At 61.7% G+C, this 6,107-nt stretch carries 4 protein-coding genes and 1 pseudogene; 3 read left to right on the top strand and 2 right to left on the bottom strand.

Annotation, left to right across the window (positions count from 1 at the left end; all coding sequences use genetic code 11):
- Window positions 1-535 precede the first annotated feature (535 nt).
- The gene (locus tag ACZIRK_RS02345) at window positions 536-1,945 is read right to left on the bottom strand and encodes an amidase (protein ID WP_463326911.1); all 1,410 of its coding nucleotides are present in this window, start codon (window positions 1,943-1,945) and stop codon (window positions 536-538) included.
- A gap of 101 nt (window positions 1,946-2,046) precedes the next feature.
- Here ACZIRK_RS02345 and ACZIRK_RS02340 point away from each other — a divergent pair, with 101 nt between their 5' ends.
- Window positions 2,047-2,634 (top strand): TetR/AcrR family transcriptional regulator, encoded by a 588-nt coding sequence (locus ACZIRK_RS02340; protein WP_463326910.1) that lies wholly within the window; start codon window positions 2,047-2,049, stop codon window positions 2,632-2,634.
- A gap of 158 nt (window positions 2,635-2,792) precedes the next feature.
- On the opposite strand, the pseudogene ACZIRK_RS02335 reads toward ACZIRK_RS02340, so the two are convergent.
- A pseudogene (locus tag ACZIRK_RS02335) lies at window positions 2,793-4,385 on the bottom strand (arylsulfatase).
- A gap of 395 nt (window positions 4,386-4,780) precedes the next feature.
- On the opposite strand from ACZIRK_RS02335, the gene ACZIRK_RS02330 reads away from it, so the two are divergent.
- Together ACZIRK_RS02330 and ACZIRK_RS02325 are read left to right on the top strand one after the other, a co-directional pair.
- Window positions 4,781-5,473: a glutathione S-transferase C-terminal domain-containing protein gene (locus tag ACZIRK_RS02330; RefSeq protein ID WP_456645053.1), complete on the top strand. Its 693-nt coding sequence runs from the start codon at window positions 4,781-4,783 to the stop codon at window positions 5,471-5,473.
- Window positions 5,406-5,855 (top strand): amidase family protein, encoded by a 450-nt coding sequence (locus tag ACZIRK_RS02325; protein WP_463326922.1) that lies wholly within the window; start codon window positions 5,406-5,408, stop codon window positions 5,853-5,855. Before ACZIRK_RS02330 ends, ACZIRK_RS02325 begins: the two co-directional genes overlap by 68 nt.
- Window positions 5,856-6,107: the final 252 nt, after the last annotated feature.

The following is a 6,107-nucleotide window of genomic DNA, read 5'->3' as shown; positions in this document are numbered from 1 at the left end:
CAGGCGACGATCGCCAAATCGCCCCAGCCCCACCTCCATCGACATACGACCGCTCTCCACAAGACCGCCTCCCGCCAGGGAATCAGTCTTCGCCGATCTTCGCAACAAAGATGTGTGCATTAGATAGCCGGTGAGACCGGGCTTCTTGCCACCGTCGCCCATGAGAGGCGTTGGCTTCTCACGGACTTGACGCCAGCGTCGGGGCGTCAGGACCACACGACTTCGCCGTCCGCCTCATGCGCACTCGTCCGTTGCGCAATCCGCGTCCACCGCATCCCACCGCAACACTCGTGACGATCGCGAAGCGCCCCTCAATCGGGTGAGACGCGCAGATTAATAGACTGATTTGCATTTCGGAAAAACAGAAATATTTTTTCTGCGCGGACTGGACAGGTTTTGCTGATTTGCCCGTCGAAGAGAGAACGGATGAGACGGCGCAAACTCCGACTTCCAGTCGATTGTTGATTCAGCTAACGCCGGCATCGCTACGGAGTCACACGATGCCGGCGCTCGCGTTCGGTTAGAGGTCTTCTTCTCAGAGGTTCGGATGCAGGTCTCGCACGGTGCTCACGTTCTCGAGTAGGGAGGCAAGATGCAAGATGGTCGACTCGGCGAGCCAGCTTCCGACGAGCTGCACGTTGATCGGCAGTCCTTCCTTACTGGTGCCGAACCGCATCGACAGCCCGGGCAACCCGGTGACGTTGAGCGGCACGGTGGCGCCCTGGAGGTAGGTGGCGTCCACGGTCTTGCCGTTGATGACGAACTTTGCGACGCCATGCTTGTGGGCCGGGATCGGCAGGACCGGGGTGATCAGCGCGTCGTATGTCCTGAAATAGTCGGCATAGCCGTCGCGCAGCCGCTCGGCGGCCTGTTCCGCGTCGATGTAGTCCTTCATGGACGTATCGGGCAGCGAGAGCATGGTCTTGGCCATTTTATAGAGTTCGTCCTGACTGCGGCCGGCGGTCGCCTCCGCGAATGCAGGCTTCATCTCCATCACGTGAAGGCGGTTGAACACGTCGAGGGCGAAGTCACGCTCGAGCGCCGGGATGCGCACCGGCTCCACGAAACAGCCCAGGTCCTTGAGCGCCTCGGCGGCCCCCTTCACCGTGACGGCGACCTCGGGGTCGACCGGCCCGAAGCCGGGCTCGACCAGCCAGCCCACCCGGAGCTGACGATCGGGCGAGCGCCCGACCCCCGCATCGAACTGCGCGGTGCTCGTTGCGAAAGCGTCTTGGCCGTCAGGGCCGGCCAGTTGCGAGAAGGCGAGCGCGAGGTCGCGGACACTGCGTGCCATGGGACCAACATGCCAGAAGCGGCGCGGCGCGCGCGGCCAGATCCCAGTCATGGGCACACGCCCATGCGTTGCCTTGAGGGAGACGATCCCGGTCTGCGCGGCCGGACCGCGCACCGAGATCGCAAGGTCGGTGCCCAGTCCCAGCGGCGACATGCCCGCCGCGATGGCCGCGGATTCACCGCCGCTCGAGCCCCCCGGCGTGCGGGTCAGATCCCAAGGATTATTCGACCTGCCGGAGAGCAGATTGTCGCTTTCGATCCAATAGGAGAACTCGGGAAGGTTCGTCTTTGCGAGCAAGATGCCGCCCGCCTTCTTCATGCGTGCGACGCTGGTCGCGTCGATCTCGGGAACGCGTCCCTTGAAGATCGGCGAACCGCGCTGGGTCGCCACGCCCGCAGTGTCGATCGAGTCCTTCACCGTGAAGGGCACGCCATGCAGCGGCTCGAGCTCCTCGCCGGCGACGATCGCCTTCTCCGCCACCTTGGCTGCTTCGAGCGCATCGTCGGCGAGCGTAACAATCGCGTTGATCTTCGGGTCCACGGCCCCGATGCGATCGAGATGGGCCTGCACGACCTCCACTGGCGACAGCTCCTTAGTGCGGATCAGTTCGGCCAGCTTGGTCGCGTCGGAATAGATGATGTCGGTCTTCATGGATGTTGCCTACCTAACACTTGGTAGGATGTAATTATCTCTTCCAAAACCTGGCGTCAACCCCTATCTAACGCTTGGTAGGTAGCGCATAGGGGGGTTCGTTGAGCGCAAATTCACGAGAAGCGATCTTGGCGGCGGCCAGGCGGACGGCGCAGGCTCACGGCTACAGCGGCATGAACTTCCGCGATCTCGCGGCCGATGTGGGTATCAGAGCCCCGAGCATCTACCACCACTTCCCGAGCAAGGCCGATCTCGGCGCGGCGGTAGCGAAGCGTTATTGGCAAGATACGGCCGCCGAACTGGACGCCATGTCGTTGGCATGCGCCGACCCGCTGCGCTGTCTGCAAGCATATCCCAACATCTTCCGAAGATCGCTCGAGAGCGGCAACCGTCTGTGCCTTTGCAGCTTCATGTCCGCCGAATACGACGACCTGCCGGTGGAGGTTCAGAAGGAGGTGCAAGCTTTCGGCGACGTCAACGTAGCATGGCTGAGCAGAACTCTTGTCGCGGCGGGCTTGGTCGGACGTGAGGAAAGCGAAGCCCGAGCCCGCTCGATCTTCGCCGCCGTCGCGGGGGCCCAGCTCATGGCACGCAGCCGCTCGGACATCTCACTGTTCGATGCACTCATCGATGGCTATCGAGCCGCTGGTCTCCTGCCGGGCGGAAAGAAAGCATCTCGTCGGTCGTAGAGCCTCGGCGCCACTTCTTCATGTCGGCTCTTGGCCCAACTCGGACATTGCGGGCCGCGATGGCTCGTAGGGGTTTGACCAGCTGAACGGCGGTCACGAGCATCGGCTGCGCTGCCCGTCGAAAAGTGATGGACAGCGCAGGTAGTATTTAGCAGAGGCTAGTTTCCAGTGGGCACCGGAATGTTGATGCCCTCCTTCGCCAACATCTCGCGAATATATTGGAACCGCTCATACATTGGCAACGTGAGTGGCCCTCCGTAGGACAAGCTCTGTTGCTTGCGCGGCGGATACTTGACGTAGGTACCCATCAATTTCTTTACCTCTTCGCCCATGGCGACCATCATCCAGGTCGTCTCGGTGTAGTTATTCATGAGGATGTCATAGCGCTCCTGGGGGTCCTGCCAGAGATCGAAAATCTGGGGCACGGTGGCCACGTACTTGTCGGGGCCTTTCCACCCGACGTTGCTATCGACCGCAAGCCCGCCGGTCGCTCCGCCGTCATCTCCGCGCAGATTGAACACGAACTTGTATTGGGCGAAACGCACCGCCCCGGGCGACAACTCGTTCTCGGTGAAATAGAACCACGACGAGCGTGCCGACTTGCCGGTGCCGAACAGGACGGGCGACATGTCATAGCTGTCGAAGATGATGGGCTTTCCTTCCCGGTCGTTCTCCGGCAGCTTGATGCCGGCCAGCGATGCGAACGTGGCCATGAGGTCGAGGCCGCCGAGGATGTCATAGTTCTTGCTGCCGGGCTTGATGTTCGGCCCAAAGGCGATGGCCGGGACGCGGCTGCCGCCCTCGCGCACCGTGCCCTTCGTGCCCCGGAACGGGGTGTAGCCGGCGTCGGGGTAGACATCCTGCCAGGCGCCGTTATCCGTGGTCCAGAAGATATAGGTGTTCTTGTCGAGGCCGAGCGCACGGACCTTGTCGATGACGTGACCGATGCGCGTGTCGGTTTCGACAACCGAGTCCGCGTATTTGCTCTTGGACAGTGACTTGTGGATGAAGTCCGGGCGCGGCAGGTTCGGTTGGTGCACCTTCATGAAGTTGACGCTCATGAAGAACGGCTGCGTCGACTTGGCGTTACGGTCGAGGTAGTCGAGCGCCGCCTTTTCGATGTAGCCATCGAAGAACGGTATCCCGACAACGCCTTGTTGCGGCGTGTCGACATACTCACCGTTGATCTTGAAGTCCTCACGGGCTTGCTCGCCCGCGTTGCCGGACATCGAGCCCTTAGTCACTTTTTGAAACATGGCGCGCAGGTCTGCGGGCATGGCGGGGAACCACTGCGGATCGCCGTAGGTGTAGGCGTTGAGGTGGTAGAGGCCGGCGTATTTCATCTCGTCGTAGCCCTGCGCATTGGGCAGCGCATAGTCGGCTTCGCCGAGGTGCCACTTGCCAGTGAAAAACGTCTTGTAGCCGCCGGTCTTCAAGACGGAACCCAGCGTTCACTCTGCCGCTGGCAGGCCGCCGCCCTGACCTTGGAAGGCCACCGTGGTCATGCCGCTGCGGTTGGGAATCCGGCCGGTTTGGATTGCTGCGCGGCCCGGCGTGCAGCTCGGCTGTGCATAAAATGAGAAGAACGTCATGCCTTCGCTTGCTAGGCGATCGATACTCGGCGTCGGCATACCGCGGCCTTCGCCGCCACCGTAGACGCCTGCGTCTCCGAAGCCGAAGTCATCTGACACGATCAGGATGATGTTCGGCTTCGTCTGTTGTTGCGCGACCGTCGGTGTGCTCGCCACCATCGCAGCGGCAAGCAGCCCGAGCCAGGTGAGGTAGAATGTCCTAACCATGCTCACTGATCCCTCCAATCGACCGTTAGAGCCGCCAGTCTCTGCCCAACGAGGACCGTGGCTATGCAGATTCGGCCGATGCGGGATCAAATTTTCGCTGGTGCCGCGTGGGCTCGCTTGCCATCAACAGCGCGGCGTTAGAGACACTCTCATCGTCGTCAGCACCAAACAGCCGGCTGAATGCGAAAAAGCGCCGGCCCCTTGACGTCGACTGTTGGCCCAAAGCAGACGTTGGCATCCTCGATTTAATTGGTGGCCTAGACTATGCTCGGCGCACTGAGGGTGTCTGCCGGTCTTTTTCGACTGGTCAACTTTGAAAATAGCCTGCTTGAACCTGACAGGCCACCATGCTCACGCTTTATTCCTATCCGCCGCTGTTCGGCGTCGCCGACAACAATGGCTACGGTCTGAAGGTATTCGCCTTCCTCAAGCTCGCTGGCGTGCCGTTCCGGCACGAGCATATTTTCGATGCGTCGAAGGCGCCGCGCGGACAATTGCCATATATCGTAGATGGCCATGACAGCGTCGGTGACAGCGAGACCATCCTTGCGTATGCCACCGAAAAATATGGCGTGACACTGGACGTCGCGCTGACGCCGGCGCAGCGCGCGACCAATCTCCTCATCACACGCACGCTCGACGATCTCTACTGGGTGATGTCCTATTCCCGCTGGAAGGACGAGCGCTACTGGCCCCAGTTCCGCGATGCGCTCAAGCGAGAGCATCCGAGCCTTACCGATGACGGGTTGATGAAGGCCAGGGAGTTCAACATCCAGCGCTACTATTACCAGGGCATCGGCCGCTTCGAGGCTGACGCCGTGATGGCCCGCGGGCTCGCCGATCTCGCCGCACTCGCGAGCCTGATCCCGCGGCAAGGCTATGTGCATGGCGACAGACCGACGGCCATCGACGCCGGCATCTATGGCTTCGTCGCCAACATCTATTTCTACGAGATCGACACACCGCTGAAGTATTTCGTGGTCTCGCACGACGGTTTGGTACAACATTGCCGCTCCATCCATACGGCAGTCAGTATGTGAGAACGGAAGAAGATTAGCCGCCGATGCCGCACGGCTCGCAGCCGCTGCAGCCGCAATTCGTAACGGCGACATCACGTCGGAGACCTACACCACGGCGCTTCTGCAGCGTGCCCGAGCGCTTGCCGAACTCAATGCCTTCATCGCCATCGACGAGGCTGCCGTGCTCGCGGCCGCAAGGGACGTGGACAAGGCGCGTGCGGTTGGGGCGGCGCCGCCGCTGCTAGGCGTGCCGCTCGGGGTGAGGGGCAGCTATTTGGCGAAAGGGCTGCCCACGAGCCTGGGTCTCGACGGTCTCGCTCACTTCGTACCGCGGGAAGGCGCGGACATGGGGTCTGTCCTGTCCCTCGGCGGGAGGTGCATCAAGACCCCAACTCCAATTTAGGCGATCTTGGCGAAGCGGCCGAGACAGGCCGCACCTGCGCCACAGGTGCGCCCTATTGTCTTCCCTTTGTCCCCTTAATATGCGCACCAAGTCGGGGATCTGCAGTCGGAATTGTATGGGGGAACCGCGGCAGCGCGGCTGGCGACATTGAAGATTTGGCAAGCAAGCTGTGTTGCCGGCGCGCTGATCGCGACTTCGCTTGCCGCGATTTGTCAAATCGCGGCATCGCCCCCGAGCGTCGCAACGCCGAAT

The sequence above is a fragment of the Bradyrhizobium sp. Leo114 genome, assembly GCF_055229415.2.
This window is presented reverse-complemented; position numbering and strand designations above follow the sequence as displayed.

Bases quoted from the DNA above. Each gene is read 5' to 3' on its own strand.
- ACZIRK_RS02345 (WP_463326911.1), bottom strand. From the start codon at position 1,945: ATGAAGACCGACATCATCTATTCCGACGCGACCAAGCTGGCCGAACTG.
- ACZIRK_RS02330 (WP_456645053.1), top strand. From the start codon at position 4,781: ATGCTCACGCTTTATTCCTATCCGCCGCTGTTCGGCGTCGCCGACAAC.